Genomic DNA, 2117 nt, shown 5'->3' with positions numbered 1-2117 from the left:
TGTCACGACCTTGCAAGACCACATGCGCTGTGCCTGCCGGGTCGCACTCTTTGGGTGCAGGTTCTGCAATTGCCTCCACCTTACGCCGGCGCCACAGCAAGCTGCGAAAGAAGCTGCGCAAGTAGCCGCGCTTTGCTGAGGCTTTGCCAGAGACAAACTGCATATTCCAACTCCGCAGATCAGGCCCAAATCAAAGACTGCCTGGTGTGTACTCGCCCAAAGGCAGTGTCCGGGCCAAAGCTGGCCCGGATCTGACTTCCATCCTCAATGAGAATGGAGACTTAAGCAGCAGGTGCGCGCCAGTCATCAGCACCAGACGTGCCGGAGACTGTGTGTTCCCACATGATCTTGCGGTAAGACAGTTCAATGGTGATCAGCTGCGTGAAGTCAGCGTTCTTCGGATCCTGACAATGTGGCAGGCCACACTCGATGTTGGTGATCAGCGCATCTTCAAAGGAGGTGGTGAAGAAATGCTCCTGCTTGCCGGAAGAATTGGTGCGGTACCATTTGACTTCACACTTCGGCAGCATCTCACCGGAAACCAGCGCATTATAAAGCAGCGGGATGGACTTGTTCATGGAGCAGGTGAACTTGAACGGAGTGTGCACGCGCTGGCCAGCTGGCTGGCCGGACTGGATATCACGAGGAATGATGACAGTGTGATCAATGGCCTGCACCATGATCTCGTCTTCATGGCCTTCCTGCCACACGTTACCGACGGAATCTTCAGTAAACGCACCTTGAGTGATTGGACCCTGAGTTGACCCTTCAATGGTGATATAAGCGGGTGTTGGCATAGTATGCTCCTGGTGAGCGCCCTCCATGTGCGGACAGACGCAGCAAAACAAATAAATGAACCCCATTTGATGAGAATGGGCCACAGCCCCAGACCCCAGTCTGCGACAGCGTACCAACACAATTGCAACTTGCATGCCAAAGTGAGAAAGCAGAAGAAATGAATACTCCAGTCCAGCCTCACCCTATTGAAATAACAAAGGAAAATAACTCGGTGGCGTGCGCAAATTTGGCCTGGTTGCAGAGTACCAAGTTTAATACCGCAGCGTAAGATTGAGCCAAAGATGGCTTGAAACTCTAACGCCCGAAATAAGTATCTGATAAATATAAGAAAACAGCGAGCCAATTTTGGCCCAATCTTAGCCAACAATGGCCCGCCCCTGAAATATAAAGGAAAATCAGGATAGCCCCTCAAAGGCAAGCAGCTATTTGAGCCGTATGAGAGCCTCTTCGCGCTCTAAATGCCCTTTAAATTAGTTTCTTCCAGAAGCGCAATTGTCGGCCCCTGCCAGCGAAAAATAGCCTTCCGATGAAGATCGCTCAGCATTATGCCTGACGTGCAATTTGGTTGAAGTTGGCTGCTCTTCTTGTCGCTACTCATCTTCAATTTCTTTTGCAGGGGTGATTTTCTCCTGATCGGGTGCACAAAAGGGGGAATGAACACAAAGCTGTACACTATTGGTGATGGCTCTGGCCGTCCGATCAGACTTCATCTGACAGCCAGGCAAACCAGTGTTTTTAAGGAAGCTGAGGTGCTGTTGCTGGACCTACCGGCAGCCCGGGTCGTGATTGCAGATCGGGGTTATGACAGAAACAAGGTCAGAAAAACCGTGACAGATCAAGATATTGAAGCCTGTATCCCTTCACGCAAAACCCGCAAAAAAGAAAGTCTCGTATTGCACAAAAACTTACTGAAAACGGCATAAGGTCGAAAACCTATTCGCCAAGCTTAAGGACGGACGGCTCATTGCAATGCGATATGATCAATGTGCCAGTATATTCAAATCTGCAATCTACATCGCTGCAACCGTCATATTCTGGCTATGAGTCCTGAGCCTAGTTTTCCTACATCTTCAAGACAAGTTTCCTGAGCCGCCCTAATCCAACCTTCACAGCAGCGCAGAAATCTAGAACAACGTAAAGCTACTGTTAGCACAGCGGGCCAACTGCGGTCATTCGGGTGCTTCAATCAAGGGTTGCGCAAGTCTTTGCAGATGAGACTACGGTCTCTTTCTGAAGAGCTCTTCTCAGCATATGATTATGTGAAGCGCCCGATAAGATAAGGGGCATTTTGAGCCCAAAGCGGCTCTGGAATGGAGTTG

At 50.0% G+C, this 2117-nt stretch carries 2 protein-coding genes; one reads left to right on the top strand and one right to left on the bottom strand.

The window, feature by feature from the left end:
• Positions 1–281 precede the first annotated feature (281 nt).
• Complete coding sequence (locus PsAD46_RS17220) at positions 282–797, bottom strand: Hcp family type VI secretion system effector (RefSeq protein ID WP_057465969.1); 516 nt, start codon at positions 795–797, stop codon at positions 282–284.
• A 654-nt stretch (positions 798–1451) separates the two neighbouring features.
• Here PsAD46_RS17220 and PsAD46_RS17215 point away from each other — a divergent pair.
• Positions 1452–1721: a transposase gene (locus PsAD46_RS17215; RefSeq protein ID WP_084404449.1), complete on the top strand. Its 270-nt coding sequence runs from the start codon at positions 1452–1454 to the stop codon at positions 1719–1721.
• The last annotated feature ends 396 nt before the right edge of the window (positions 1722–2117 follow it).

Origin of the sequence: Pseudovibrio sp. Ad46, from assembly GCF_001623065.1 — a bacterium.
Lineage (GTDB): Bacteria > Pseudomonadota > Alphaproteobacteria > Rhizobiales > Stappiaceae > Pseudovibrio.
This window is presented reverse-complemented; position numbering and strand designations above follow the sequence as displayed.

Bases quoted from the DNA above. Each gene is read 5' to 3' on its own strand.
- PsAD46_RS17220 (WP_057465969.1), bottom strand. From the start codon at position 797: ATGCCAACACCCGCTTATATCACCATTGAAGGGTCAACTCAGGGTCCA.
- PsAD46_RS17215 (WP_084404449.1), top strand. From the start codon at position 1,452: ATGAACACAAAGCTGTACACTATTGGTGATGGCTCTGGCCGTCCGATC.